This window comes from Streptomyces sp. NPDC029836 (assembly GCF_055574495.1).
Map to the genome: position 1 here is coordinate 361,791 of NZ_JBVHZI010000002.1, position 26,174 is coordinate 387,964.

Consider the following 26,174-nt stretch of genomic DNA (forward strand, 5'->3'; position numbering starts at 1 on the left):
CCGACCGGCCGGCCCGGCGGCGCAGCACCGGATCGGCGCCCCGCTGCGGCGCGTCACGGCCGGCGGGGGCCGGGCCGGCGGCCGCGTGAGGACCCGCCTCGGCGTCAGGGCCGGGCTCGGGCGGGCAACAGGGCCGAGGCGGCAGCCGGCACCCGCACCCGGGTCGGAACAGAGGGCCCGCACCCGCCGCCGTACCGGAGTCGGGCTGCCCCCGTACCGGCGTCGGGCTGCCCCGTACCGGCGTCAGGCCGATTCGACGCGCTTCTTCAGGCCCGCCAGCGCGCGGTCGATGATGACCTTCTCCGCCTTGCGCTTGATCATGCCCAGCATCGGGATCTTGACGTCCACGGTCAGCTGGTAGGTGACCTCCGTGCTGCGACCGCCGTCCACGGGCGCCAGCCGGTACGAGCCGTCGAGCTGGCGCAGCATCTGGGACTTGTCCAGGGTCCAGCTGACCTCGTCCGCGCCCTTCCAGGCGTACGCGAGGGTGTGGTCGTCCTTGATCGCGCCCGCGTCGAGCAGCAGGCGCACCTTCTCGGCCCGGCCCGCGGCGTCGGTGGCGAGCACCTCCGCCTCCTTCACCTCGCCGGTCCACTCGGGGTAGCGGGCGAAGTCGGCGATCACGGCCATGACGTCGGCCGGCGAGGCCTCGATCGTGATGCTTGAGCTGGTGTGTTCCGCCATCGCGGTCGCTCCTCCGGGGAGTGTTCGACAAGTGTGCGGGAGGCCTCCGGCCGCCGCGTGAAGGCTACCGCGCGTGTGGGTGCGGCCACTCCAGGGCCTCCCGCCGCCACTCCAGCACCTCCCGCCGCGCCCCTCCCGGGAGCGGCGACGCCCAAGTCACCACTCCAGGGACCACGGTGTGCCGGTCGAGGCGAAGTGGCCCACGTTCACGCATTCCGTGCCGCCGATCCGCATGCGTCGGGCCAGCGGCTGGTGGACGTGCCCGAAGAGCGCGTACCGCGGCTTCGTCCGGCGGATGGCGGCGAGCAGGGCCTCGCTGCCGCGTTCGAAGCGGCGGGCCACGGTGTCGTAGCAGAGCTCGGGGACCTCGGGCGGAATGTGCGAGCACAGCACGTCGACCTCGCCCAGCGCCTCCACCTTGGCGGCGTACTCCTCCTCGGGCACCTCGTACGGCGTGCGCATCGGGGAGGGCAGTCCGCCGCCGACGAAGCCGAAGACGCGGCCGCCGATCTCCACGCGCTGCCCGTCGAGGACGGTGGTGCCGGGGCCCGCGTACTCGGGCCACAGTGACGGGACGTCGACGTTGCCGTAGGTGGCGTACGTCGGGGAGGGGAAGGCGGCGAACATCTCTGCGTACTGGCGGCGTACGGCTTCCTCGATCAGCCGGTCCCGGTCCAGTCCGGCCCACAGCCGGCGGCCGAAATCGCGCGCTTCGCCGAACTTCCGGGCCGTGCGCAGTTCCACGATGCGGTCGGCGTTCTCGACGCCGAAGAGGTCGGGAAAGATGCCGCGCGAATGGTCGGCGTAATCCAGGAAGAGCACCAGGTCACCGAGGCAGATCAGCGCGTCGGCGCCGTCCTTGGCCCGGGCCAGCGCCTCGACGTTGCCGTGGACGTCGCTGACGACGTGGACCTTCGTACGACTCCTGCTGCCACCCATGCCCGCAACCCTAGGGGCGACCGGGCCCGGACCGGTAGGGCGGCCCCGGAAGCCTGCCGGACCTGCGGTTACTTCCTAGTCGCAAACAGGGTCGACTACTGTCGGCATCGCCGATACCGGGCGTGCGGCGTCCTGGCTATGTCTGACGATGTACAGAATGTGACGCACGGAACATCTGGCCGGTTCCCTCTATCCGGAACCCACTACCGGTGGGTAACGTCCGGTCGGTCCACACGGTGGCGATGGCGCCCAGAGGAGCAGCAGTCTTGCGCGAGTTCAGCCTTCCGGCTCTGTACGAGGTCCCGTCGGACGGGAACCTGACGGATCTCATCCGCCGCAACGCCGCTCAGCATCCAGACACCGCCGTCATGAGCCGCAAGGTGGACGGCCGGTGGCAGGACGTGACCGCGACGGAGTTCCTCGCCGAGGTACGGGCCGCCGCCAAGGGCCTGATGGCGGCGGGGATCCAGCCCGGTGACCGGGTCGCCCTGATCTCCCGCACCCGTTACGAGTGGGTGCTGCTCGACTTCGCGATCTGGAGCGCGGGCGCGGTCACCGTCCCCGTGTACGAGACCAGCTCCCCCGAGCAGATCCAGTGGATCCTCGGTGACTCCGGCGCCGCCGCGGCGATCGTCGAGAGCCCGGGTCACAGCGGGACCGTGGCCGCGCTGCGCGACCGGTTGCCGGAACTGCGCGAGGTCTGGGAGATCGAACAGGGCGCCCTGGAGGCACTGAAGGCCGCGGGCGCCGCGATCACCGACGCGGAGGTCGACGAGCGCAGCGGTCTGGCGAACGCCGACGACCCGGCCACCATCGTCTACACCTCGGGCACGACCGGTCGCCCCAAGGGCTGCGTGCTCTCCCACCGCAACTTCTTCGCCGAGTGCGGCAACGCGGTGGAGCGGCTGAGCCCGCTGTTCAAGACCGGCGAGTGCTCGGTGCTGCTGTTCCTGCCGGCCGCGCACGTCTTCGGACGCCTGGTGGAGGTGGCGGCCGTACTGGCGCCGATCCGGCTGGGCTGCGTACCGGACATCAAGAACCTGACCGACGAACTGCAGTCCTTCCGGCCGACGCTGATCCTCGGCGTGCCGCGCGTCTTCGAGAAGGTCTACAACTCGGCGCGCGCCAAGGCGCAGGCCGACGGCAAGGGCAAGATCTTCGACGCGGCCGCCGAGACGGCGATCGCGTACAGCCGGGCGCTGGACACCCCGCGCGGGCCGTCCTTCGGGCTGAAGCTCAAGCACAAGCTGTTCTCGAAGCTCGTCTACAGCAAGCTGCACGCGGTCCTCGGCGGGCGCGGCGAGTACGCGATCTCCGGCGGCGCGCCGCTGGGCGAGCGGCTCGGGCACTTCTTCCGCGGCATCGGCTTCACGGTGCTGGAGGGCTACGGCCTGACCGAGTCCTGCGCGGCCACCACCTTCAACCCGTGGGACAAGCAGAAGATCGGTACGGTCGGCCAGCCGCTGCCGGGCTCCGTGGTGCGCATCGCGGACGACGGCGAGGTGCTGCTGCACGGCGAGCACGTCTTCACCGGGTACTGGAAGAACGAGACGGCGACCGCCGAGGCGCTCACCGACGGCTGGTTCCACACCGGCGACGTCGGCACCCTCGACGAGGACGGCTACCTCGCGATCACCGGCCGCAAGAAGGAACTCATCGTCACGGCGGGCGGCAAGAACGTGGCGCCCGCGGTGATCGAGGACCGGATCCGCGCCCACGCGCTGGTCGCGGAGTGCATGGTGGTCGGCGACGCGCGACCGTTCGTCGCCGCGCTGGTCACCATCGACGAGGAGTTCCTCGGCCGCTGGGCCGCGGAGCACGGCAAGCCGGTGGGCGTGACGGCGGCGGAGCTGCGGGAGGACGCGGATCTGATCGCCGCCGTCCAGCAGGCCGTGGACGACGGCAACGCGGCGGTCTCCAAGGCGGAATCGGTGCGGAAATTCCGCATCCTGCCCTCCCAGTTCACGGAGGAGTCGGGCCACGTCACGCCGTCGCTGAAGCTGAAGCGGAACGTGGTGGCGAAGGACTTCGCGGACGAGATCGAGAACCTGTACCGGTCCTGACGGGCCCGACGGGTCCGACGGGCCTGACGGGTCCGACGGGCCTGACGGGTCCCGGAAGGGGACGGACTAGCGCGGATCCTCGGCGAGGATCCGCGCCATGTTCCGTTCCGCGAGGGCCGTGATCGTCACGAACGGGTTCACCCCGAGCGAGCCGGGGACCAGGGAGCCGTCGACGACGTAGAGGCCCTGGTAGCCCTTGGCGCGGCCGTACGCGTCCGTCGCGCGGCCGAGCACGCAGCCGCCGAGCGGGTGGTAGGTGAAGTCGCCGGCGAAGGCCCGGTTGCCGCCGAAGAGGTCGTGGCGGTAGACGGTGAAGTTCCGCCGGTTGATGCGGTCGAAGAGGTTCTTGGCCGCGTTCAGGGACGGGTCGCTCTGTTCCCGGCGCCACTGGAGCCGCGCGGAGTCGGCGGCGGCGTCGTAGGTGAAGTGCCCGCGTTGCGGGTTCTTCGTGATCGCCAGGTACATCGAGATCCAGTGCTCGAACCCCATGGGCAGCGGGGCGATCTCGGCGAAGACCGGGTTCGCCGCGTTGTCCCAGTCGTCGATGCCGAGGGCGGGCATGGTGGCCTGGTTGGCGCCGACGGTGTCCCAGATGTGGTTGGCGCGGGCGGTCATGACGTTGCCGTTGGGCCCCCAGCCGAGCCCCACCTGGTCGTTCAGCGCGGGCAGGGTGCCGGTTTCGCGGGCGCGCAGCAGGATCTCGGTCGTGCCGAGGCTGCCGGCGCCGAGGAAGAGCCGGCGACAACCCAGCTCGCGGACCTGCGTGACCCGGCCGCTGAGGTCGCTGGTGCGGACGGTGAGGACGTAGCCGCCCGCCGGGTCGGGGCGGACGCCGACCACGCGCTGCATGGTCTCGATGGTGACGTTGCCGGTGCCGAGGGCGGCGGCGAGGTAGGTCTTGTCGACGCTCTTCTTGCCGTGGTTGTTGCCGTAGATGACCTCGCCCGCGAGCGCGGAGCGGGGGGCGGTGCCGGCGGCCTCGCGCTTCATGTGGTCGAAGTCGTAGACGTTGGGCACGAACACGGTCTTCAGGCCGGTGTTGTGGGCGTGCTTGCGCGAGGTCCGGGCGAAGCGGTACCACTCGGTGGACTCGAACCAGGCCGGGTCGATGTCGTTGACGCCCAGCATGGCGCGGGCCCGGGGGTAGTAGGTGCCGTACATCTCGTCGGCGTCGACCTGGGGCAGCACCTCGGAGAAGTACGAGCGGCGCGGAGTCGGCGCCATGCCGCCGTTGACCAGGGAGCCGCCGCCGACGCCGCGGCCCACGTACACGGACATGTCGCCGTAGTTCACCCGGTCCAGGACGCCGGGGTAGGGGCTGATGTCGCGGTTCACCACGTCGAGCCAGAGGAACTGGGCGAGCGGGGCCTCGGTGCGGGTGCGGAACCACATGGAGCGGTGGTCGGGTGCCGAGGTGGCGGGGAAGACCTTGCCGTCGGGCCCGGGGGTGTCCCACAGCCGCCCCATTTCGAGGACGACGGTACGGACGCCGGCCTGCCCGAGCCGCAGGGCGGCGACGGCGGATCCGTAGCCGGAGCCGACGACGATGGCGGGGGCGTACTGGGCGGGTGGCGGCTCGGCGCCCGCGGCGGCGGCCGGACCGATGCGGGTGAAGCCGAGCGCCGCGGCGGCCTGGAGGGCGCCGAGCCCCAGGACATGACGACGCGTCAGGTTGGGTGTCATGGCCGCATCATGAGCGGATTCCGCCCAACCGGCCACAACCCGAACTGACACGCTTCTGAGTAACAGTCAGACATGGCTCGACCGTATGCGGGCCCCACCGGAGCCCGCCCGGTTCGCCCGATCCCGCCCGCGGCGGGGCCCTCGGGAGCGATAATCCCCCCTTCCCCGGGGAAAGGGGGTCCCGGGCCGTGCCGCAGGAGTCCGGGCCGTGCCCTCGGCGGCCCGGGCCGTGCCTACAGCAGCTCGCGCAGCCGTTCCGCCAGGAGGTCCCAGCGCCACTTCTCCTCGACCCAGGCGCGGCCCCGCTCGCCCATGCAACGGCGCAGTTCCGGATCCTGGAGCAGGGCCGTGATCCGGTCGGCCGCCTCCTCGGGGGAGCCGCCGCGCACGACCCAGCCCGTCTCCCCGTCCAGTACCGCGTCCGGGGCTCCGCCGGAGTCGCCCGCCACCACCGGCAGGCCGGTCGCCGAGGCCTCCAGGTAGACGATGCCGAGCCCCTCGACGTCCAGGCCGCCGCGCCGGGTCCGACACGGCATCGCGAACACGTCGCCGGCGCCGTAGTGGGCCGGGAGTTCGGCCCAGGGCACGGCCCCGGTGAAGACCACGGACCGGGAGACCCCGGTGGACTCGGCGAGCCGTCGCAGGTCCGCCTCGTACGGGCCGCCGCCCACGACGAGCAGCACCGCGTCCGGCACCGCGGCCAGGATCCGCGGCATCGCCTCGATCAGGGTGTCCTGCCCCTTGCGCGGGACCAGCCGGGAGACGCACACCACCACCGGGCGGTCCGTGAGCCCGAGCCGGGCCCGTACCGCGGCGCCGCCGGATCCGGGGTGGAAGGTCTTCTCGTCCACCCCCGGCGGGAGTTGCACCATCCGCGCCGCCGCCCGGTCGGTCACCGCCGAGGCGATCCGCGAGCGCGTGTACTCCCCCAGGTAGGTCAGGGTGTCGGTGCCCTCGCCGATGCGGCGCAGCAGCTGTCGGGCCGCGGGCAGTTGGGCCCAGCCGGCCTCGTGCCCGTGCGTGGTGGCGACGAGCCGGCGCGCGCCCGCGCGCCGCAGCGCCGGACCCATCAGGCCCAGCGGGGCCGCCGCCCCGAACCACACGGACTCGCAGCCGTGTTCGCGCAGCAGGCCGACCGCGCGCCGGGTCACCCGGGGGGTCGGCAGGAGCATCGTCGTACGATCGCGCACCACCTGGAACGGCTGTTCCGCGTCGAAGGCGGCGGTGGCCGCGCGGCCTTCCTCGCCGTGCTTCCAGGTGGAGGCGTAGACGACGATCCGGTCGGGATCCAGGCGCAGCGCCATGTTGTGGAGGAAGGCCTGGATGCCGCCCGGGCGCGGCGGGAAGTCGTTGGTCACGATCAGCGTCTTGTGCATCACCGGCCAAAGTACCGGACGCGCCCGCAGCCGTCGGGCGCGGACGCCGGCGCTCAGCGGGTGGCGGGCGCGTCGGGGCCGAGTTGCGTGCGCAGCGCCGCCTGCCAGGCGGTGGTCAGGCCGGTCGGGTCTCCCCCGATGGTCCGGGCGAGCGCGGTCGGGAGCCCTTCGCGTCCGGCGCGTTCGTACAGCGTGGTCAGCGCGTCCTCGCCCCACCGGTCGGCGATGAGCCGGCAGGCCAGCCAGGCTCCCTCGTACGCCCTGGCCTGCGCGTCCGGGTCGCCGCCGAAGGCGAAGGCCGTGTCCGGCGGCAGTTCGGCGGGGACCTCGCCGCGCCGCACGGCCCGGGCGAGGGCGGGCGCGGCGTCGGCCGGGCCCAGCCCGGTGTCGCGGTACGCCACCCAGTCGGCGAAGCCCTCGGACAGCCACAGCGGGGTCCGGGCGGTGGTCGCGGCGCGGGTCGCGACGTGGGTGGTCTCGTGGGTCAACAGGATCCGCCTGCCACGCTCGGACAGTAGCGCGTACCCCGCCGGGTTGACGACGACCCGGTCGGCGGGAGCGGGACCGCCACCGGTGCTTCCCGTGGTGACCGCGCCCAGGCCCCGGTAGGCGTCGGCGGGTCGGCCCAGCAGGGCGGCCATCGCGTCCAGGTCGGCGGGGACCAGGACCACCACCCGCCCGGCCCACGTGCCCGGCCGTGCGGCGCTCACGGCGGGCACCGCCCGGTCGGCCTCCGCGGCGATGTCCGCCAGGGTCCGGGGGCTCTGCCCGACGCCGAGGACCAGCGCGTGCGCGCCCCGCGCCACCTCGGGTTCGCCCTGGTCCCACAGTTGCGGCGGCGCACCCGGCGCGGGCCGGTCCCCGTCGACCCGCCAGCCGGTCGGGCTCCGGGTCAGCTCCACCTCGCGGTCCGACCCGGTGGGGGCGGCGTCGTGACCGGTGAGGCCGTAGCGCAGCCGGGCCCGCGCGGTGGCCCGTGTGCCGTCCCGCCGGATGGAGGTGACCTCGTACGACCAGCCCTCCAGCGGGATCGCGGCGAGCCGGGCGGGCGGGGCGGCGGACCAGTCGGCCACGGCCCGCCGCACGTCGCGCCCGTCGACGCCGGCCGGGGCGGGCGCCGTGCATCCGGCCACCACGAGCAGGCACGGCAGCAGGAGGCGGACGACGGCTCTCGGCAGGGGGGTCACCGGCCGATCGTACGCAGCGCGCCGACCGGGGCGGGCCCCCCGGCCCGGTGTCCTCGGTCACCGGGCCGGGGTGCGACGAGGGCGCCGGCTACGGCCGGGTGACCGAGGACACCGGCATCATCCCGACCGGGTCGTAGCGCACCCGGGCCCCCGGGTAGGGGGCGTGGACGACCTGCCCGTTGCCGACGTACATGCCGACGTGGCTGGCGTCCGAGCGGTACGTCACCAGGTCGCCGGGTCGGGCCTGCGACAGCGGGACCTGCCGGCCCGCGCCGCGCTGGGCCTGCGAGGTGCGCGGCAGCGCGACGCCCGCCTGCCGGTACGACCACACCATCAGCCCGGAGCAGTCGAAGCCGGAGGGGCCGGTGGAACCCCACACGTACGGTTTGCCCACCGCGGCGCGGGCGGCCATCACCGCGGTCATGGCCCGGCCCGACGCCTGCCCGGGGGCGGCCGGCTCGGGCGGCGCGCCGGGGCGGCCGCCGGAGCGCGAGGCCCGCTCGAAGTCGGCGCGTTCCGCGGTCGGCATCTCGTTGAGCAGCCGGCGGGCGGCGGCGAGCTTCGCGGTGACGGACCGCTTGTGCCGGGCCACGTCGGCGCGCAGGGCGTCGAGTTCGGCCAGCTTGTGGGAGGCCTCCTGGCGCTGCTGGCCGAGCCGGCGCTGCTCCTCGCGCAGTTCGCCCAGTTGGCGGGCCTGCCGGCCGCTGAGCCGGTTCAGGACGGCGGCCTTGTCGAGGTAGTCGTTGGGGTCGTCGGAGAGCATCAGCTCGACGGTGGGGTCGAGGCCGCCGGAGCGGTACTGGGCTCCGGCGAAGGTGCCGAGGACACCGCGCATGGTGTTGATCCGGTCCTGGCCGCGGGCAACCGCGTCCTGGGCGCGGCCGATGTCGGCGCGCAGCCGGTCGGCCTTCTCCCCCGCCTCGTTGAACTGCTCGGTCGCCTGCTCGGCCTCCTCGAAGAGCCGGTCGACCTGGGCCCGGGTACCCGATGGGGGCTCCTGCGGTAGGCCGGGGGCCGCACCGGCGGGTGCGCCCGTCATGGCTACGGCGGCGGTGGCCGCCGCGGCGGTGAAAACGGTGACCTTGGTGTTCCGGTCGAGGCTTCTGAGCCCGGGTCGGCGATGGGACGCCACGTGGAACCGCTCCCTTCCGCTGCGCGGGGCCCGGGTCCGCCCTCCGTGGACGGCCGTGTGCCGGGTTCCGCGCTGGCAGACAGTAGCGGCGCGAACACGCGCCGACCAACGACCGCCGGCGGGCCCGTACGCGGGCGCCCCGCCTCAGACGCAGGTCATCGGCGGGGCGTGCGGTCGCGGCGGGGCCCGTGAATTCGCCCGGATGGGCGGTGCGCGGGCGCGTCCCGGTGGGCGCGGGTCGGGTCAGATGCGGACGCCGAACTGGAACGGCATGTTGTCGATCGACTCGTACTTGACGCCGCCGCGCGGGTTGGAGGCGTGCAGGGTGGTGTTGTTGCCCGCGTACAGGCCGACGTGGTGCAGGTCGCCGTAGAAGAAGACGAGGTCACCGGGCTGGAGCTGGCTCCGGCTGATGCGGGTGCCCTCCTCGGCCTGGGTGTAGGTGGTGCGGGTGACGGACACCCCGGCCTGCTTGTACGCCCACTGCACCAGCCCGGAGCAGTCGAAGGCGCTGGGGCCCTCGGCGCCGGATATGTAGGCGCTGCCCAGCTTGGTCTTGGCGGCGGCGAGCGCGGCGGCGGCCCGGCCGGAGGCGTTGGCGGGCGGCGCGGCGGGGGTGCGTTCGCCCTGGTCGCGGGCGGCCTCGCCGGCCTTGGCGTCCTCGTCCTTCAGCTGCCTGCGCTCCTGCGCGGTCAGCGTGTTGAGGAGGGCCTGGGCCTCGGCGAGCTTGTCCTGGGAGGCCTTCTTCTTCTCGCCGAGTTCCTTGCGGGTGGCGTCGAGGTCGGCGAGCTTGCCCGAGGCCTCCTGGCGTTGCTGCGCGAGGGTGCGCTGCTTGTCCTGGATCCTGCCGACGGCGTCGACCTGCTTGCCGCTCAACTGCTGGAGGGTGGCGGCCCTGTCGAGGTAGGACTCGGGGTCGTCGGAGAGGAGGAGTTCCACGGACTGGTCGAATCCGCCGCCGCGGTACTGGGCGGTGGCCATCGAACCGAGCGTGTTGCGCAGGGTGTTGAGTTCGTCCTGGCCGCGGGCGACCCGGTCCTGGAGCTGGGCGATCTCCTTCTCCAGCTTCTCCTGGCGCTCCTTGGCCCCGTTGAACTTCTCGGTGGCCTGTTCGGCCTCCTCGTAGAGGGTGTCGACCTTGGTCTTGACCTCGTCCTTGTTCGGCTTGTCCGGGGCGGCCACGGCCGAGTGCGAGGAGAGCGCGACGGCCGCCGCGGCGGTGGCGGTGAGCACGCTCACGCGCGCGCGGGCCGGGTGCTTGGGTCGACGGTGGGACGCCACGGAGACGAGCTCCTTCTTCCTCGGACTGCCTCGGGCCGCCGAGCGGGAACGCACGCCCGGCAGCAACCCCGCCCTCACTCGAAGGAGTGAACTACCGCACGGAGGTTTGAGCAGACCCTAGTGACATGCGCTTGATCACTTCAAATACCCGTACGGAAAAATCCGTCGTCCTGCCCGCTTCTTTACCCGGGGCGCACGCTGCGTGCCGGCGGACTGACGGTACGTCCTCCACGGACACCGCCAATCCCGGCATCGCGCCCGGCCGTTACGAAACGCGCGAAAGCCGCTTCAGGAGCAGAGCGGACGTCACGGGCCGGGCCCCGGCCTTGGCGACCCCGTCGGCCACCTCCCGGTCGGTGGAGACCACGACCACCGGGCGACCCGGCGGTTCGGCCCGCACCAGCTGGCGGATGAGTTCGTCCGCCGTCACGCCCGCCTTGGAGAACAGCACCCGCACCCCGCGCGGCGGCGCGAGCAGCACCGGCGCCGCCAGCTCCGCCCCGTCGAACACGCAGGTCATCTCGGCGCCGGTCTGCGCGGCCAGCATCGACAGCCCGCCCAGCAGGCGCAGCCGCTGCTTCTCCAGCGGCATCGTCGGATAGCCGGTCTTCGTCACGTTGTAGCCGTCGACCACCAGATGCGCCTGGGGCAGCGCCAACAACTGGTCCAGCAGGGCCGGATCGGTCTCCGACAGAGCCCGCGCCGCGATGTCCTTCGGCGTCATCCGGCCCGGCTCCACCGCGTCCACGGTGTCCGCGGGACGGGTGTTGACCGGCGGAAGCGCCAGCTCGCGCCGCAGGCCGGCCGCCGCGTCCAGGACGGTGTCCAGCAGCAGCCGCAGCCGCATGTCCTCGATGCTGCGGCCCTCGCGGGTGGCCCGGCGCGAGATCTCCAACGCCGACTCCACCTCCGCGAGGCGGGACTTGAGCCGCCGGGACTCGCTCTCGGCGGCGGTCACCTGTGCGGCGGCCTCCCCGCGGATCCCGTCGATCTCGGCGCCCACCTTGCGCAGGGCCGCCTCACCCCGCTTGACGTCGCTCAGGGCGCTGCGCAGCTTGCGCTGAAGCGATTCGGCTTCCCTGCGGGCCGCTTCGAGGTCGGCGCGCACCTGCTCGCCGCCCGACCTCTGCTGCTCCCGCACCTGGGCCAACTCCTCGCGCAGCCGCTCCAGCTCGCGCCGCGCCTCGTCGCCCACCCGCTCGGCGTCGGCGCGCTGCGCCTCCTCGCCGGCGGAGGCCACCAGCTTGACCCAGCCGGCCGGGCGCAGCACGTACGCGGCGGCCGCCACGTCCAGCGGGTCCGCCGCGGCCGGCGGCGCCCCCGACTCCAGCGCCCCGGTCAGCTCCGGCTGCGCCTCGCGCAGCTTGTCCGCGACCCGGCCGCGGAAGACGGCGTCCGCCTCCACGGCCGCGGCCATCGCGTTGCCCGCGAACTTGGCGCGCCGGCTCGGGGTGAACCGCGCGTACTGACGCAGCTGCGCCGGGAGGTCGGCGACCGTCAGGCCACCGAAGGCGTCCGAGACGAGCGCGACGACCCGGCGCCGCACGCCTTCCGGCAGCGGGCGGTCGAGCACCTCGGCGGCGTCGCCGGCCTCGTCGGCCGGCTCAGCGCCGCTTGCTGGCTCCACAATCCGTCACCCCTACCGTGATCTACTGTGGGCCCGGCTCCGTCAGGAGTCGGTGCCCGGCCTGTCCACGAGTTCGATCTGGTCCACCGCGTTGCACCAGCGGCAGCGGACCGACTCGATGGTCTCACTGACCACCTCGCGTTCCTCGACCTTGGGCTCCCCGGCGAGGTCCAGGTGGACGTACTCCACGACCTTCGACGATCGGGTGACGTCGAACCGCGTGAGGTTGCCGCACAGCGTGCAGCGCCACCGGGTGGTGTCGGTCGGCAGGGGAACCGTCATCAGGCCGCTCTCTCCTTCGTAGCTCATTCAATCAAAGCCTTTCGCGGCGGTCCGCGGACCGCGCACGTAACCCTACGGCCTGGCACCACCCCCGAGGGGGTGCACCTGCGTCATGCTCTTCCGCATGATCGTAAGGTGGCGGACCGTCCGCGAGGCCGCCCGGGGCCCGGTGATCACGTACGCGCTGATCGCCGGCTGCTGCGTGGCGTTCGTCCTCGGCCCGGCGTCGGGCTTGAACCCCTCCTACGGGACGGGCGACCGGCTGACCGAGACGGGCACCGCGTACTTCAGGCACTGGGGCGTGGTCCCGGACGAGCTGTTCTCCGGAGCCGGCCGGGCGCCGCTCACCCCGTTGACGGCGCTCTTCGTGCACGGCAGTTGGTTGCACCTGCTCGGGAACATGCTGTTCCTGTACGTCTTCGGGGCGATGGCGGAGGAGCGGATGGGTCGGGCGCCCTTCCTCGTGTTCTACGTCTGCACCGGATACCTCGCGCTGGCCGCGTACGCGGCGGCCAACGCCTCCTCCGACCAGACCCTGGTCGGCGCGTCCGGCGCGATCTCGGCGGTCCTCGGCGCCTTCCTCTGCCTGTTCCCGCGGGCACGGGTGACCAGCCTGTTCCCGTTCCTGCTGTTCCTGCCGCTGCGCTTCCCCGCGTGGGTCGTGCTGCTGTTCTGGTTCGGCCTGCAATGGCTGGCGGCGCACCGGGCGGAGAGCGGTCCGGGGGTGGCCTACCTGGCCCACGTGGTGGGCTTCTCCCTGGGCTTCCTGTACGCGTGGGTCCGATATCGGCGTACGACTAGAGTGAGGCGACCAGTGACTGCCGGCGAGGGAGACAGCCAACCGTGATCACCGCGATCGTGCTCATCAAGACCAGCGTGGACCGCATCCCCGAGATCGCCGAGTCCATCGCGCAGCTGGACAGTGTCAGCGAGGTCTACTCGGTCACCGGCACGTACGACCTGATCGCGCTGGTCCGCGTCGCCCGCCACGAGAACCTCGCGGACATCATCCCGGGCCGCATCAGCAAGATCCCCGGCGTCGAGGCGACGGACACCCACGTCGCGTTCCGCACGTACTCCCAGCACGACCTGGAGGCCGCGTTCGCGATCGGCCTCGACGCGTAGCGCTCGGGGCCCGGGCAACGCCCCGCCCACCGGGGCGGGGCGGCCGTCGCGCAGCCCGGACGGGCACCCGGACGGGCACCCGGGCGGGTCCTGGGCGAGACCCCCACTCGGTGTGGGCCACAGCCCGTCAGACGGCCGGGACGCAGCGGCCCTCTTCGGTGCGGTACTGCCACTTGGCGCCGTCCGCGACGAGTTCCTTCACCGCGCGGACGAACCGCTCGACGTGCTCGTCGGGGGTTCCCGCGCCGAAGCTGACGCGGATGGCGTTCAGGGAGCGCTCGCCGGGGGCGGCCTCCGGGGCTCCGCACTCGCCCTGGGCCTGCGGCTCGCTGCCGAGCAGGGTGCGGACCAGCGGGTGGGCGCAGAAGAGGCCGTCGCGGACGCCGATGCCGTACTCGGCGGACAGGGCCGCGGCGAAGTGACTGCTGTTCCAGCCGTCGACCACGAACGAGATGACGCCGACGCGCGGGGCGTCGTCCCCGAACAGGGACAGCACGCGGACGGCCGGGACCTCCGCCAGGCCCTCGCGGACCTTCGCGATGAGCTGGTTCTCGCGGGCGACCAGGTTCTCGAACCCGGCCTCCTTCAGGGCCTTGCAGGCTGAGGCGATGGAGTAGACGCCGATGACGTTCGGGGAGCCGGCCTCGTGGCGGGCCGCGGTGGTGTGCCACTCGACGTCGACGCCGCCGTCCTCGCGGCGGGCCACCTTGCGGGAGGCGCCGCCGCCGGCGAGGTACGGGTCGGCCTCCTGGAGCCAGTCCGCGCGGCCGGCGAGGACGCCCGAGCCGAAGGGCGCGTACAGCTTGTGGCCGGAGAAGGCGACCCAGTCCACGTCCAGGTCCTGGACGGAGACGGGGTGGTGCGGGGCCAGCTGGGCGGCGTCCAGGACGATCCGCGCGCCGTGGGCGTGCGCGGCGGCGGCGAGTTCCTTGACCGGCCACTGCTCGCCGGTGACGTTGGAGGCGCCGGTGACGCAGACCAGCGCCGGGCCGTGGCCCTCTTCGATTGACGCGGTGCGGTCGGCGAGCGCCCGCTCCAGGGTGGCGACGGCCTCGCCGGGGGTGCGGGGGGCGTTGAGGTAGCTGACGCGGGCGTTCGTCCAGGGCAGCAGCGAGGCGTGGTGCTCGGTCTCGAAGACGAACACCTGGCAGTCGGCCGGCAGGACGGCGGCGAGCAGGTTGAGGGAGTCGGTGGTGGACCGGGTGAAGACCACCTGGTCGGAGGGCCGGCAGTCGAGGAACTCGGCGACGGTGACGCGGCTCTGCTCGAAGAGGTCGGTGGACAGCTGGGAGAGGTAGCCGGCCCCGCGGTGGACGCTGCCGTAGTAGGGGGCGTACGCGGCGACGTCGTCCCAGACCCGCTGGAGCGCGGGGGCGCTGGCCGCGTAGTCCAGGGCGGCGTAGGTGACCTCGCCGCCGGTCACGAGCGGGACGGTGACGTCACGGCCGAGCACGGCCAGCGGCTCGCCACAGGCGGGCCCGTCGGCGCATACGGCGGTGGTGGTCGCGGCGGTGTTCAGGGATGCGGACATGGCGGTATCTCCCGGCAGGCAGGGCGGAATGGCTTCGGTGTGCCCGTACGCGGATGCGGCGCTGCGGCCGTCGGGGTACGGGAAAGCCCTCGGAAGTGACACGGGTGCACGCAAGTGCCCCGGTCCGAGGGGTGAAGTGGGGGCGGAGCCGCCCTATCGCATTCGCTTGCTCACGGAAAACGCTCCTCGAGAGACCAGGACCCCTGGTGTCGAGGGATCCGCGCTTGCCGTAGACCTCGCTGCCTACGGCCTGGTCATCACCCGGGGCACCCCGCCACGGAAGGAGGGTTGCCGGACAGCAAGCCGGGGCCTAAACGCTGTCACTCGTGACCTGGTCAGAATCCTGCCACACGATCCCTCGTGCGCAAGACCCCGGTCCGCATCGTGGACCGGGGTGTTGGCCGAAAGGATGCCTCAGGCGTTGCTGGCCGCCACCCAGCGCTCCAGCGCGGCCCGAGCGGATCCCGAGTCGATGGACTCGGCCGCCCGGGTCACGCCCGCCGCGAGCTGCTCCTCCAGGGAGCCCGTACCCGGGTCCAGCGCCACCAGGGCGGCGGCCGAGTTCAGCAGGACGGCGTCCCGGACGGGGCCGGTCTCCCCCGCCAGCAGTCGGCGGGCGACGTCGGCGTTGTACGAGGCGTCCTCGCCGCGCAGCCGCGACACGTCCACGAGCGGGATCCCGATGTCGCGCGGGTCGAAGGGCGACTCGGTGACGGAGCCGTCCCGGACCCACCAGACCCGCGAGGTGGCGGTGGTGGTCAACTCGTCGAGGCCGTCGTCACCGCGGAAGACCAGCGCGGAGGAGCCCCGCTCGGCCAGTACCCCGGCCACGATGGGCGCCACCCGGGGGTCGGCCACGCCGGTGGCCTGCGCGCGCACCTTGGCCGGGTTGGTCAGCGGTCCGAGGAAGTTGAAGGTGGTCCGGATGCCCAGTTCCTTGCGGGCGGGCGCCACGTGGCGCAGCGCCGGGTGGAACTTGACGGCGAAGCAGAAGGTGATCCCGGCCTCCTCGGCGACCTCGACCACCCGCGCGGGGGTGAGGTCGAGGTTGACGCCGAGCTTCTCCAGGACGTCGGAGGAGCCGCTCGCGGAGGACGCCGCCCGGTTGCCGTGCTTGACGACCTTGGCACCGGTTCCGGCCACCACGATCGCCGACATCGTGGAGATGTTCACCGTCTTGGCGCCGTCGCCGCCGGTGCCGACGATGTCGACCGTCCGCCCCGGGACCTCGATCAGGTTGGCGTGCGCGTACATGGCCCGTACGAGCCCGTTGATCTCCGAGACGGTCTCCCCCTTGGCCCGGAGCGCGACCGCGAAGCCGGCGATCTGGGCGTCGGTGGCCTCGCCCCGCATGATCCGGTCCATCGCCCAGGCGGTGTCGTCCGCGCCGAGGTCCCGGCCGTCCAGCAGGGCGTCGAGGAGGCCCGGCCAGCCGCGGGCCGCCACGTTGTCGCCGCCTGTCGGGGTCAACACGTTCATGGTCCGCTCCTGCTGCCGGGTGAGGTTGCCACGTCGAATGGGATGGGGGCCAGCCTATCCAGCCCTGGGGGACGGCAAAGAGCCCCGTCCGGACCGTGGACGGGGCTCTTGCCGTGGCGACACCAGGATTGACCGAAATCAATCCCTCAAGCGGTCGTGCGGAGGATCAGTGGTGGCCGTGGCCGCTCTGGATCTCCTTGTACTCCTCCACCGTGGGCTTCGGGATCTGGTTGCCCTCGGCGTAGTAGCTCTTGCTGAGCTTGGCGCGGAGCTTCTCGGTGGCCTTCACCTTGCGCTCGACGCCGTTCTCGTCGACCGTCGGGCCGATCTCGATCGGCTCGTACGTGGTGTACGAGGTGAGCGTGTGGAGCTTGCCCTGCGAGAGCGGCTCGTGGATCTCGACGAACTCACCGTGCGGCAGGCGCTTGATGATGCCGGTCTCGCGACCGTGCAGCACCTTGTCCCGGTCCCGGCGCTGGAGGCCGAGGCAGATCCGCTTGGTGATGACGAAGGCGATGACCGGGCCGACGAAGAAGCCGATCCGGGCGAACCAGGTGATCGAGTTGATCGAGAGGTGGAAGTACTGCGCGAACATGTCGTTTCCACCGGCGATCAGCAGGATGACGTACCAGGTCAGCCAGGCCACACCGAAGGCGGTACGGGTCGGGACGTTGCGCGGGCGGTCCAGGATGTGGTGCTCGCGCTTGTCGCCGGTGACCCAGGACTCGACGAACGGGTACACCGCGATCGTCGCCAGCACCAGCGGGAAGATCACCAGCGGGATGAACACGCCCAGGACGAGCGTGTGGCCCCAGAGGTTGATCTCCCAGCCCGGCATCGCACGGATGAGGCCCTCGGAGAAGCCCATGTACCAGTCGGGCTGCGCGCCCGTGGACACGTGGTCCGGGACGTACGGTCCGAGCGCCCAGATCGGGTTGATCGAGGCGATGCCCGCGATGGCCGCGATGATGCCGAAGACCAGGAAGAAGAAGCCTCCGGCCTTGGCCATGTAGACCGGCAGCAGCGGCATGCCGACGACGTTGTTGTTCGTCTTACCGGGGCCCGCGAACTGGGTGTGCTTGTGGTAGAAGACCAGGATCAGGTGGGCGACCAGCAGGCCCATCATGATGCCGGGCAGCAGCAGGATGTGGATCGAGTAGAACCGGGCCACGAAGTCGTGACCGGGGAACTCCCCGCCGAACAGGAACATCGACAGGTACGTGCCGACGACCGGCACGGACAGGATCGCGCCCTGCATGAAGCGGACACCGGTGCCCGAGAGCAGGTCGTCCGGCAGCGAGTAACCGGTGAAACCGGTGAACATGCCGAGGACCAGCAGCAGAAAGCCGAAGATCCAGTTGATCTCGCGCGGCTTGCGGAACGCGCCGGTGAAGAAGACGCGCATCATGTGCACCATCATCGCCGCGACGAAGATCAGTGCCGCCCAGTGGTGGATCTGCCGGATGAGCAGACCGCCGCGGACGTCGAAGCTGATGTCCAGGGTCGAGGCGAACGCCTCGGACATCCGGACACCCTGCATCGGCACGTACGAGCCGTGGTACACGACCTCGTTCATGCTCGGGTGGAAGAACAGCGTCAGGTACACACCCGTGAGGATGATGATGATGAAGCTGTAGAGGCAGATCTCACCCAGCATGAAGGACCAGTGGTCCGGGAAGATCTTGCGCATGTTGGCCTTGGCGAGGCCGTAGATGCCCAGGCGACCGTCCGCCCAGTCCGCTACGCGCTCGCCGGCCGGCGCTTTGCGCCCCGTCTTGTTGTCTGTGGCAGTGCTCATCCGCGCTCCCAGAATGCAGGACCGACGGGCTCTTCGAAGTCGCCGTGCGCTTCGAGGAAACCTTCGTCATTCACGCCGATCCGCAGCTGCGGAAGTGCGTGACCGGCCGGGCCGAAGATGACACGGGCGCCGTCGGAGAGGTCGAAAGTGGACTGGTGGCACGGGCAGAGCACGTGGTGCGTCTGCTGCTCGTACAGGCTGATCGGGCAGCCGACGTGGGTGCAGATCTTGGAGAAGGCCACGATCCCGTCGTGGGACCACTCCAGTTCCTTCTTGTCCTTGATGTCCTCCGGCTGGATACGGACGATCATCAGGGCGGCCTTGGCGATCTGGGACATGTAGTCGTGCGCGTCCTCCTCCAGGCCCTCGGGCTTGGCGAAGGTCAGCGAGCCGACCACGATGTCCTCGGGACGCAGCGGCTCCATCGTGTTCTGGTTGATGAGCAGCTTGCCCTTGGCCCAGATGGTCTTGCGGAGCTTGTCCTCGGGCAGCGGGCCCAGGTCGCGCAGCAGCATGACGCCGGACAGGGGCACCAGGGCCATCGCGCCGATCAGCGTGTTGCGGATCAGCGGCCGGCGGCCGATGGCGGACTCGTTCGCGCCGTCGGCGAAGTCCTGCAGGACCTGCGCCTTGACCTCCGGCGGAGCGGCGATCTCGTGGCGCTCGGCGGCGACCTCGACGTCGGACATCAGGGTGCGGGCCCAGTGGACCGCGCCCGCGCCGATGCAGAAGAGCGCCGTGCCCAGGGTCAGACCGAGCGCGAAGTTCAGCGCGCTCACCTTCCCGATGGGGAAGATGTAGACGATCTTGTCGACCGGGAAGATCACGTAGGACGCGATGAAGCCGATCGTGGCCAGCATCGACAGCGTGAACAGCATCGCGACCGTGCGCTCGGACCGCTTGGCGGCCCGCTCGTCGATGTCCTGGATGCGCGGCCTGTGGACCGGCAGACCGGGGTCGGCGAACGGGTCGTCCGCGACCGCCACGCCACCGTGATGCGCGTCGCCCTGCTCGCTCGGCAGGTGCTTCTCTTCGGGAATGTCTTGGCTACTCATGACTTCTTGGCCTTAGCGGTGTGGGCCGCGACCCAAACGGCGACAGCGATCAGCGCACCCAGACCGAAGATCCAGCCGAACAGACCCTCGGAGACGGGGCCGAGGCCACCGAGCTTCAGACCACCGGGGTTGGTCGACTTCTCGCCGTTGACGTTCTGGAGGTACGCGATGATGTCCTTCTTTCCCTGCTCCGGCATCGTGCTGTCCGGGAAGGAGGGCATGTTCTGCGGGCCGGTGAGCATGGCCTCGTAGATGTGCTTCGGCGAGACGTCCTCGAGGTTCGGGGCGTACTTGCCGTTCGTCAGGGCGCCGCCCTCGCCGGTGAAGTTGTGGCACTGCGCGCAGTTGTTGCGGAACAGCTCACCACCCTTGGCGATGTCGGCCCCGGCCGGGTCGTACTGCTTCTCGGTCGGCGTGATCGGGCCGGCTCCGAGCGAAGCGATGTACGCCGCGAGCTGGTCGATCTGGGCCTGCGAGTAGATGTTCGGCTTCTTCGGCACCTGGGCGCCGGGCTGCTGGGCGGGCATGCGGCCCGTGCTCACCTGGAAGTCGACGGCTGCGGAGCCGACGCCCACCAGGCTCGGGCCGTCAGAGGAGCCCTGACCGCCGGTACCGTGGCAGCTTGCGCAGCCCACGGCATAGAGCTTCTTGCCCTCCTCGATGGCGAGGGACTGGGCGGTTTCGTCGGCCTGCGCCTTGCCCGCGGGCGCGAAGGCGGCGTACAGCCCCCCAGTGACCGCCAGCGCGAAGAGTAGAACGACGACCGCCGCCAGCGGATGGCGTCGTCGTGCGGAGAGCTTTTTCACGGATTACCCCGGTGTCAGGATCTTCTGCGTCGGTGTTTCTGGATGGAGTGCCGGGTCGGGCCCGGCGACGTGTTCGCTACTTGATCAGGTAGATCGTGGCGAAGAGGCCGATCCAGACGACATCGACGAAGTGCCAGTAGTAGGACACGACGATGGCCGACGTGGCCTGTTCGTGGGTGAACCTCTTGGCCGCGTACGTCCGGCCGAGGACCAGCAGGAAGGCGATGAGACCGCCCGTCACGTGCAGACCGTGGAAGCCGGTGGTCAGGTAGAAGACCGAGCCGTACGGTCCGGACGAGAGGGACATCCCCTCGTGCTTGACCAGCTCGGTGTATTCGAACACCTGCCCGCCGATGAAGATCGCACCCATGACGAACGTGATGATGAACCACGATCGGAGCTTCTTCACGTCACCGCGCTCGGCGGCGAATACGCCGAGCTGGCAGGTGAGCGAGGAGAGCACCAGGATCGTCGTGTTCGTTGCCGAGAAGGGCAGATTCAAGGCCGAAGCCTGCTCTGTCCAGTACTCGGCACCCGTCACTGATCGCAGGGTGAAGTACATCGCGAAGAGGGCCGCGAAGAACATCAGCTCGGAACTCAACCAGATGATGGTTCCGACGCTGACGAGGTTCGGCCGGTTGACCGTCGGGTGCGCGTGCCCGGTATCTACTGTCGTTGCTGTCGCCACGACCGACATTATGTCGGTCGCTTATCCCGCCCTCACCCCGGGGGGTGCCGTTCGGAGTGTCAGGGGGGTGTGCAAGGCCCGAACGGCCCATCAGATCGTCCTTCCGGAGTCTCGGGCGGGGCTGTGCGAACCGATGTTGACAGCCGGTCGGACGGAGTAGCATCCCGCGCATCATCAGCGTGATTCACGGACACGTGGAGGAACGAAATGCGGGCGACTGCGCGGGTTCTGGTCTACAGCGACGACGCGGGCACCCGGGAGCAGGTGCGGCTCGCGGCCGGTCGCAGGCCGGCGGCGGACCTGCCGCCGGTGGAGTTCCTGGAGTGCGCGACGCTTCCGGCGGTCCTGACGGCACTGGACGAGGGCGGCATCGACGTCTGCGTGTTGGACGGCGAGGCGGTGCCGGCCGGGGGCATGGGCGTGTGCCGGCAGATCAAGGACGAGATCTTCCGGTGTCCCCCGGTGCTGTTGCTGATGGGGCGTCCGCAGGACGCCTGGCTGGCGACGTGGAGCCGCGCGGACGCCGCTGTCACCCTTCCGGTGGACCCGGTGGACTTCCCGGAGGTCCTGGCGGGCCTCCTGCGGCCCCGGTTGTCCCTGGACGCGTAGAGCGACCCACGAGCCCCACGGGCGCCCCTGAGGGACTCGTGGGGCTCGTGGCCGGTCTCCTAGACGGTCGGGCGCAGGCGGGCCTGGTCGACGGGAGTGCGGCCTTCCTGGGTGCCCTTGAGGAGGGCGCTGCCCTCCCTCCAGTCCTTCCAGTCCATGTTCCAGTCGCCGAAGCCGTTGCCGAAGATGTCCATGTCGTCGCCGATGCTGTTGATCACCTTGACGATGTCGCCCTCGGTGATGTTCTCGTAGAACCAGGCGGCGTTGCCGGTGCTCATGCCGGTGCATCCGTGGCTGACGTTGGCGACGCCGTGCGAGGAGACGGACCACGGCGCGGCGTGCACGTATTCACCACTCCAGGTGACACGGGTCGCCCAGTAGACGGGCAGGTTGTAGTACTCGCTGCCGCCGATGCCGACGGTGTCACCGCGCATCTGGACGTAGTACTGCTTGCCGAGCACCACCTTGATGCCGTTCCGGGTGGAGAAGCCGGGCTTGCCGGTGGTCACCGGAAGGGTCGTGACCACTTCCCCGTTGCGGCGGAACGTCATGTAGTGCGAGGAGGCGTCGGTGGTGACCTCCACCCGGTCGCCGAAGTCGATCTTGAGCGGCTTCGAGGCGGCGCCGTGGAGTTCGTCGGAGACCCGGACGCCCTCCAGGTTGCTCCGTACGGTGACGCTGGTGTTGGCCGGCCAGTAGTCCTTGGGCCGGAAGTGGAGGTTCTTGTCGTCGATCCAGTGCCAGGCGCCCTCGACGCCGTCCGCCGCGTCGACGACCAGGGCCCGTTCCACGACGGCTCGGGCCGCCTTGTCCTTGACCGGTTCGTTGAGTTCGGCCGTGATGGGCTGTCCGACGCCGTACTTGCCCTCGTCCGGGCCGAATTCGACCTTGAGCACCCCGTCGGCCGGGGTGGTGTCGAAGGCCAGCGTGCGCTGCCCCTGCGCCCCGCTCCCGTTCTCCGTGGTCACGGTGACCGCGTAGTGGACGCCCGCGGCCATCGAGGCGGTGCTGTGCCAGCGGTCGCCCTTGGCGGAGAGTTCACCCGCCAGGCGGCGTCCGTGGGTGTCCACGACGGTCACGTCGGTGATCCGGGACTCGTTGCCCTTGACGGTGACTTCGAGGGGCTTGTCGGGGTCGGCGGGGCGACCGCCGGGGGCCAGGTTGAAGGCGACGTGCTCGCCCGCGTCGTACGGGCGGACTGACAGCGGGTTCTTCTCGCCGGACCCGCATGCGGTGGCTCCGGCCCCGAGGGACGCGACCAGCAGGGAGCAGCTGAGTACCGTCCAAAGACGCGGTGAGTGCTTCATGGAGCCAACGCTATGAAGATATGACAATTACGGCGCGCGGGGTGACTGCAAACGAGGGGCCCGGACTCCTCCGAAGAGGTGTCCGGGCCCCAGGTGCGCGGCGAACGCCGCGAGATCCCGCTGGTCCTTCTGGTCCTGCTGGTCCTGCTGGGTACTACTGGTTCTGGTTCTCACCGCGGTAGTACTCGTACACCCAACCCCACAGGCCGACCAGGATGACCGGCGCCGAGAAGTACATGAGCCACCAGCCGAAGATGACACCCATGAACGCGAGGGCGCCACCGATGGCCAGCGAGAGCGGCTGCCAGCTGTGCGGGGCGAAGAACCCCAGCTCGCCCGCCTCGTCGGCGACGTCGGCCTCCAGGTTGTCCTGGGCCATCTCGTCCACGCGCTTGGCCGTGAAGGCCAGGTAGTAGCCGATCATGACGCTCAGGCCGAAGGCCAGGAAGAGCGCGGTGGTGCCGACGGGCTCCTTCGACCACACGCCGTACACGACGGCCATGATCAGGATGAAGAAGGAGAGCCAGAGGAACATCTTGCCCTGGATCTTCACTTGCCGGCCTCCTTGCCACCGCTGACGGCCTTGGTGCCGGCGCCGTGGTCCTCAAGGTGGTCGAGGGCCGCGATCTCCGGGTGGTGCAGGTCGAACGCCGGGGATTCGGAACGGATCCGCGGGAGGGTGAGGAAGTTGTGCCGCGGCGGCGGGCAGGAGGTCGCCCACTCCAGCGAACGGCCGTAGCCCCACGGGTCGTCGACCTCGACCTTCTTGCCGTACTTCGCCGTCTTCCAGACGTTGTACATGAACGGCAGCATCGACAGGCCGAGCAGGAACGAGCTGATCGTGGAGATCGTGTTCAGCGCGGTGAATCCGTCGGCGTCCAGGTAGTCCGCGTAACGGCGCGCCATGCCCTCGGCGCCCAGCCAGTGCTGCACCAGGAAGGTGCCGTGGAAGCCGATGAACAGCGTCCAGAAGGTGATCTTGCCCAGGCGCTCGTCCAGCATCTTGCCCGTGAACTTCGGCCACCAGAAGTGGAATCCGGAGAACATCGCGAAGACCACGGTGCCGAAGATGACGTAGTGGAAGTGCGCGACGACGAAGTACGAGTCGGAGACGTGGAAGTCCATCGGGGGCGAGGCCAGGATGACGCCGGTCAGACCACCGAAGGTGAAGGTGATCAGGAAGCCGACGGCCCAGAGCATCGGTGTCTCGAAGGACAAGGAGCCCTTCCACATCGTGCCGATCCAGTTGAAGAACTTCACACCGGTCGGTACCGCGATGAGGAACGTCATGAAGGAGAAGAACGGCAGCAGCACACCGCCGGTCACGTACATGTGGTGCGCCCACACGGTCACCGAAAGGCCGGCGATCGCGATGGTGGCGGCGATCAGACCGATGTAACCGAACATCGGCTTGCGCGAGAAGACCGGAATGACCTCGGAAATGATTCCGAAGAACGGCAACGCGATGATGTACACCTCTGGGTGTCCGAAGAACCAGAAGAGGTGTTGCCACAGCAATGCGCCGCCATTGGCCGCGTCGAACACGTGCGCACCGAATTTACGGTCGGCCTCCAGCGCGAAGAGCGCGGCGGCCAGCACCGGGAAGGCGAGCAGGACCAGAACACCGGTCAGCAGCACGTTCCAGGTGAAGATCGGCATGCGGAACATCGTCATGCCGGGGGCGCGCATGCAGATGATCGTGGTGATGAAGTTGACCGAACCGAGGATCGTGCCGAAGCCGGAGAAGGCCAGACCCATGATCCACATGTCGGCGCCGATGCCCGGCGAGCGGACCGCGTCCGACAGCGGGGAGTAGGCGAACCAGCCGAAGTCGGCGGCACCCGAGGGGGTGGCGAAGCCGGCCACCGCGATGGTCGAGCCGAAGAGGTACAGCCAGTACGCGAACATGTTCAGCCGCGGGAACGCCACGTCGGGCGCGCCGATCTGCAACGGCATGATCCAGTTGGCGAAACCCGCGAAGAGCGGGGTGGCGAACATCAGCAGCATGATCGTGCCATGCATGGTGAACGCCTGGTTGAACTGCTCGTTCGACATGATCTGCGTGCCCGGTCGGGCCAGCTCGGCGCGCATGAAGAGCGCCATGATCCCGCCGATGATGAAGAACACGAAGGACGTGACCAGGTACATCGTGCCGATGGTCTTGTGGTCGGTGGTGGTGAGCCACTTCACGACGACATTGCCCGGCTGCTTGCGCCGTACCGGCAGCTCGTTCTCGTACGAGTCGGCTGCGGCGGCACCCTGAGATTCGTTGAGGATGCTCACAGTTTGTTGATCTCCGCATTCCGGGCCGGGTCGGTCTGCTTGATGCCGGCCGGCAGGAAGCCGGTCTGACCCTTCTCGGCGAGCTCCTTCAGGTGCGCCCGGTACGCCTCGGGGGAGACGACCTTGACGTTGAAGAGCATTCGGGAGTGGTCGACACCGCACAGCTCGGCACACTTGCCCATGAAGGTGCCCTCCTGGGACGGAGTCACCTCGAAGACGTTGGTGTGACCGGGGATGACGTCCTGCTTGAACAGGAAGGGCACCACCCAGAACGAGTGGATGACGTCGTTCGACGACAGGATGAAGCGGACCTTCTCGCCCTTGGGCAGGTAGAGGGTCGGCCCCGGGTTACCCGTCTGCGGGTTCCGGTCGCTGGGGACGCCCTTCTGGTAGACGCCTTCGGCGCCCGCCGGGAAGTCCTTGGTGAAACGGTCCGGGATGGAGTCGAGCTCCTTGGGGACCGTGGTCGTCCTGGGCGCGCCGTTCTCGGCCTCGCCGGACTGCTTCGGCAGCTCCCTCGAACGGGGGGTGGCCGCGTCGCCGTCGACGTCCTCGATGTAGTTGAAGCCCCAGCTCCACTGGAAGCCGACCACGTTGATCGTGTGCGCCGGCTTGGCGGAGAGGGAGAGCAGCTTCGACTCGTCACGCGCGGTGAAGTAGAAGAGCACCGAGACGATGATGAGCGGGACCACGGTGTACAGCGCCTCGATGGGCATGTTGTACCGGGTCTGCGCGGGGACCTCGATCTTCGTCCGGCTACGCCGGTGGAAGATGACGCTCCACATGATCAGGCCCCACACCAGGATGCCCGTGATGAGAGCGGCCGCCCAGGATCCCTGCCACAGGGAGAGGATGCGAGGCGCCTCCTCCGTGACCGGGGTGGGCATTCCGAGGCGGGGGAAGTCTTTCCAGGTGTACGAGCAACCAGTGGCGGTCGCCAGGACCACGCCCGCAGTCAGCGCCTGCAGCAGCTTCCGCCGCATCGGGCGCCGCGGCGAGCGGTCGGAGCCGTAGGGACTCACGTAGCGCCTTCCCGAGAGTCTCGGCCCGCGCGGCCGGCCGCGGCCGTGTTCGGGTCGGTCGCCGGCCCTGACGCAGGCAGGGGTTTGGATGTTTATGCGGACCAAACCCTACTGGACGCTATTTGGGGTCGCGCGGGGAGGGTGCCCAACGCGCCGTTACTGACCCCGAAGGGGTGGATCCGCCGTACGGGGGACGGGCCATCCGGCCCTGAATGGC

The 26,174-nt window shown here is 70.4% G+C and carries 23 protein-coding genes and 1 riboswitch; of the genes, 4 read left to right on the forward strand and 19 right to left on the reverse strand.

The window, feature by feature from the left end; all coding sequences use genetic code 11:
• Positions 1-243: 243 nt before the first annotated feature.
• Both ACZ4XJ_RS07455 and ACZ4XJ_RS07460 read right to left on the reverse strand, forming a co-directional pair.
• Positions 244-684: an SRPBCC family protein gene (locus ACZ4XJ_RS07455; protein WP_468495602.1), complete on the reverse strand. Its 441-nt coding sequence runs from the start codon at positions 682-684 to the stop codon at positions 244-246.
• Positions 685-840: 156 nt separating this feature from the next.
• Complete coding sequence (locus ACZ4XJ_RS07460) at positions 841-1,623, reverse strand: metallophosphoesterase family protein (protein WP_362879743.1); 783 nt, start codon at positions 1,621-1,623, stop codon at positions 841-843.
• Positions 1,624-1,889: 266 nt separating this feature from the next.
• Here ACZ4XJ_RS07460 and ACZ4XJ_RS07465 point away from each other — a divergent pair, with 266 nt between their 5' ends.
• Positions 1,890-3,686 (forward strand): AMP-dependent synthetase/ligase, encoded by a 1,797-nt coding sequence (locus ACZ4XJ_RS07465; RefSeq protein WP_468495603.1) that lies wholly within the window; start codon positions 1,890-1,892, stop codon positions 3,684-3,686.
• A 66-nt stretch (positions 3,687-3,752) separates the two neighbouring features.
• Here ACZ4XJ_RS07465 and ACZ4XJ_RS07470 read toward each other — a convergent pair whose 3' ends face one another.
• The 7 genes from ACZ4XJ_RS07470 to ACZ4XJ_RS07500 all read right to left on the reverse strand — a co-directional run bounded on the left by ACZ4XJ_RS07470 (position 3,753) and on the right by ACZ4XJ_RS07500 (position 12,254).
• Positions 3,753-5,369, reverse strand: coding sequence for a GMC oxidoreductase (locus ACZ4XJ_RS07470; RefSeq protein ID WP_362879746.1), 1,617 nt, complete (start codon positions 5,367-5,369; stop codon positions 3,753-3,755).
• Positions 5,370-5,602: 233 nt separating this feature from the next.
• Positions 5,603-6,745, reverse strand: a complete 1,143-nt coding sequence (locus ACZ4XJ_RS07475; RefSeq protein ID WP_383988893.1) for a glycosyltransferase family 4 protein — start codon at positions 6,743-6,745, stop codon at positions 5,603-5,605.
• 53 nt (positions 6,746-6,798) lie between these two features.
• On the reverse strand, positions 6,799-7,932 hold the full coding sequence (locus tag ACZ4XJ_RS07480) for a hypothetical protein (protein ID WP_468495604.1): 1,134 nt from the start codon (positions 7,930-7,932) through the stop codon (positions 6,799-6,801).
• 88 nt (positions 7,933-8,020) lie between these two features.
• Positions 8,021-9,064: a C40 family peptidase gene (locus ACZ4XJ_RS07485; protein WP_362879749.1), complete on the reverse strand. Its 1,044-nt coding sequence runs from the start codon at positions 9,062-9,064 to the stop codon at positions 8,021-8,023.
• 243 nt (positions 9,065-9,307) lie between these two features.
• The gene (locus ACZ4XJ_RS07490; RefSeq protein WP_468495605.1) at positions 9,308-10,345 is read right to left on the reverse strand and encodes a C40 family peptidase; all 1,038 of its coding nucleotides are present in this window, start codon (positions 10,343-10,345) and stop codon (positions 9,308-9,310) included.
• Between the two features lie 265 nt (positions 10,346-10,610).
• Positions 10,611-11,975 carry an NYN domain-containing protein gene (locus ACZ4XJ_RS07495; protein WP_362879781.1) on the reverse strand — a complete coding sequence of 455 codons (1,365 nt, stop codon included), beginning with the start codon at positions 11,973-11,975 and terminating at the stop codon, positions 10,611-10,613.
• Positions 11,976-12,014: 39 nt separating this feature from the next.
• A complete protein-coding gene (locus tag ACZ4XJ_RS07500) occupies positions 12,015-12,254 on the reverse strand; it encodes a hypothetical protein (protein WP_007263676.1) in 240 nt (79 codons plus the stop codon).
• 112 nt (positions 12,255-12,366) lie between these two features.
• Between ACZ4XJ_RS07500 and ACZ4XJ_RS07505 the strand changes: the two genes are divergently transcribed.
• Both ACZ4XJ_RS07505 and ACZ4XJ_RS07510 read left to right on the forward strand, forming a co-directional pair.
• Positions 12,367-13,101 (forward strand): rhomboid family intramembrane serine protease, encoded by a 735-nt coding sequence (locus ACZ4XJ_RS07505; protein WP_468495606.1) that lies wholly within the window; start codon positions 12,367-12,369, stop codon positions 13,099-13,101.
• Complete coding sequence (locus ACZ4XJ_RS07510; protein WP_007263678.1) at positions 13,098-13,379, forward strand: Lrp/AsnC family transcriptional regulator; 282 nt, start codon at positions 13,098-13,100, stop codon at positions 13,377-13,379. Before ACZ4XJ_RS07505 ends, ACZ4XJ_RS07510 begins: the two co-directional genes overlap by 4 nt.
• A gap of 127 nt (positions 13,380-13,506) precedes the next feature.
• Here ACZ4XJ_RS07510 and ACZ4XJ_RS07515 read toward each other — a convergent pair whose 3' ends face one another.
• The 6 genes from ACZ4XJ_RS07515 to ctaE form a co-directional block, all read right to left on the reverse strand.
• Positions 13,507-14,910: an aminotransferase class V-fold PLP-dependent enzyme gene (locus tag ACZ4XJ_RS07515; RefSeq protein WP_468495607.1), complete on the reverse strand. Its 1,404-nt coding sequence runs from the start codon at positions 14,908-14,910 to the stop codon at positions 13,507-13,509.
• Between the two features lie 215 nt (positions 14,911-15,125).
• Positions 15,126-15,242: riboswitch (SAM riboswitch) on the reverse strand.
• 82 nt (positions 15,243-15,324) lie between these two features.
• Complete coding sequence (gene trpD, locus ACZ4XJ_RS07520; RefSeq protein ID WP_362879755.1) at positions 15,325-16,389, reverse strand: anthranilate phosphoribosyltransferase; 1,065 nt, start codon at positions 16,387-16,389, stop codon at positions 15,325-15,327.
• Between the two features lie 166 nt (positions 16,390-16,555).
• A complete protein-coding gene (gene qcrB, locus ACZ4XJ_RS07525; protein WP_362879757.1) occupies positions 16,556-18,187 on the reverse strand; it encodes a cytochrome bc1 complex cytochrome b subunit in 1,632 nt (543 codons plus the stop codon).
• Positions 18,184-19,242, reverse strand: a complete 1,059-nt coding sequence (gene qcrA, locus ACZ4XJ_RS07530; RefSeq protein ID WP_362879758.1) for a cytochrome bc1 complex Rieske iron-sulfur subunit — start codon at positions 19,240-19,242, stop codon at positions 18,184-18,186. The genes qcrB and qcrA overlap by 4 nt, the downstream gene beginning before the upstream one ends.
• Positions 19,239-20,048, reverse strand: coding sequence for a cytochrome bc1 complex diheme cytochrome c subunit (qcrC, locus tag ACZ4XJ_RS07535; RefSeq protein WP_362879760.1), 810 nt, complete (start codon positions 20,046-20,048; stop codon positions 19,239-19,241). The genes qcrA and qcrC overlap by 4 nt, the downstream gene beginning before the upstream one ends.
• A gap of 76 nt (positions 20,049-20,124) precedes the next feature.
• Complete coding sequence (gene ctaE / locus ACZ4XJ_RS07540) at positions 20,125-20,745, reverse strand: aa3-type cytochrome oxidase subunit III (protein WP_281204606.1); 621 nt, start codon at positions 20,743-20,745, stop codon at positions 20,125-20,127.
• A 198-nt stretch (positions 20,746-20,943) separates the two neighbouring features.
• Between ctaE and ACZ4XJ_RS07545 the strand changes: the two genes are divergently transcribed.
• Complete coding sequence (locus ACZ4XJ_RS07545; RefSeq protein ID WP_281204605.1) at positions 20,944-21,345, forward strand: DNA-binding transcriptional response regulator; 402 nt, start codon at positions 20,944-20,946, stop codon at positions 21,343-21,345.
• 59 nt (positions 21,346-21,404) lie between these two features.
• On the opposite strand, the gene ACZ4XJ_RS07550 is transcribed toward ACZ4XJ_RS07545, so the two are convergent.
• The 4 genes from ACZ4XJ_RS07550 to ctaC form a co-directional block, all read right to left on the reverse strand.
• Positions 21,405-22,652, reverse strand: a complete 1,248-nt coding sequence (locus tag ACZ4XJ_RS07550; protein ID WP_362879762.1) for a L,D-transpeptidase — start codon at positions 22,650-22,652, stop codon at positions 21,405-21,407.
• A gap of 154 nt (positions 22,653-22,806) precedes the next feature.
• Positions 22,807-23,205: a cytochrome c oxidase subunit 4 gene (locus tag ACZ4XJ_RS07555; RefSeq protein WP_362879763.1), complete on the reverse strand. Its 399-nt coding sequence runs from the start codon at positions 23,203-23,205 to the stop codon at positions 22,807-22,809.
• Positions 23,202-24,935 carry an aa3-type cytochrome oxidase subunit I gene (ctaD, locus tag ACZ4XJ_RS07560; protein WP_362879765.1) on the reverse strand — a complete coding sequence of 578 codons (1,734 nt, stop codon included), beginning with the start codon at positions 24,933-24,935 and terminating at the stop codon, positions 23,202-23,204. The genes ACZ4XJ_RS07555 and ctaD overlap by 4 nt, the downstream gene beginning before the upstream one ends.
• A complete protein-coding gene (ctaC, locus tag ACZ4XJ_RS07565) occupies positions 24,932-25,957 on the reverse strand; it encodes an aa3-type cytochrome oxidase subunit II (protein ID WP_362879766.1) in 1,026 nt (341 codons plus the stop codon). Before ctaC ends, ctaD begins: the two co-directional genes overlap by 4 nt.
• Positions 25,958-26,174 lie beyond the last annotated feature (217 nt).

What these genes read in the sequence shown, in the direction of transcription:
- ACZ4XJ_RS07455 (WP_468495602.1), bottom strand. Translation starts at nt 684, where the DNA reads ATGGCGGAACACACCAGCTCAAGCATCACGATCGAGGCCTCGCCGGCC.
- ACZ4XJ_RS07460 (WP_362879743.1), bottom strand. Translation starts at nt 1,623, where the DNA reads ATGGGTGGCAGCAGGAGTCGTACGAAGGTCCACGTCGTCAGCGACGTC.
- ACZ4XJ_RS07470 (WP_362879746.1), bottom strand. Translation starts at nt 5,369, where the DNA reads ATGACACCCAACCTGACGCGTCGTCATGTCCTGGGGCTCGGCGCCCTC.
- ACZ4XJ_RS07475 (WP_383988893.1), bottom strand. Translation starts at nt 6,745, where the DNA reads ATGCACAAGACGCTGATCGTGACCAACGACTTCCCGCCGCGCCCGGGC.
- ACZ4XJ_RS07500 (WP_007263676.1), bottom strand. Translation starts at nt 12,254, where the DNA reads ATGACGGTTCCCCTGCCGACCGACACCACCCGGTGGCGCTGCACGCTG.
- ACZ4XJ_RS07505 (WP_468495606.1), top strand. Translation starts at nt 12,367, where the DNA reads ATGCTCTTCCGCATGATCGTAAGGTGGCGGACCGTCCGCGAGGCCGCC.
- ACZ4XJ_RS07515 (WP_468495607.1), bottom strand. Translation starts at nt 14,910, where the DNA reads ATGTCCGCATCCCTGAACACCGCCGCGACCACCACCGCCGTATGCGCC.
- trpD (WP_362879755.1), bottom strand. Translation starts at nt 16,389, where the DNA reads ATGAACGTGTTGACCCCGACAGGCGGCGACAACGTGGCGGCCCGCGGC.
- qcrB (WP_362879757.1), bottom strand. Translation starts at nt 18,187, where the DNA reads ATGAGCACTGCCACAGACAACAAGACGGGGCGCAAAGCGCCGGCCGGC.
- qcrA (WP_362879758.1), bottom strand. Translation starts at nt 19,242, where the DNA reads ATGAGTAGCCAAGACATTCCCGAAGAGAAGCACCTGCCGAGCGAGCAG.
- ctaE (WP_281204606.1), bottom strand. Translation starts at nt 20,745, where the DNA reads ATGTCGGTCGTGGCGACAGCAACGACAGTAGATACCGGGCACGCGCAC.
- ACZ4XJ_RS07545 (WP_281204605.1), top strand. Translation starts at nt 20,944, where the DNA reads ATGCGGGCGACTGCGCGGGTTCTGGTCTACAGCGACGACGCGGGCACC.
- ACZ4XJ_RS07550 (WP_362879762.1), bottom strand. Translation starts at nt 22,652, where the DNA reads ATGAAGCACTCACCGCGTCTTTGGACGGTACTCAGCTGCTCCCTGCTG.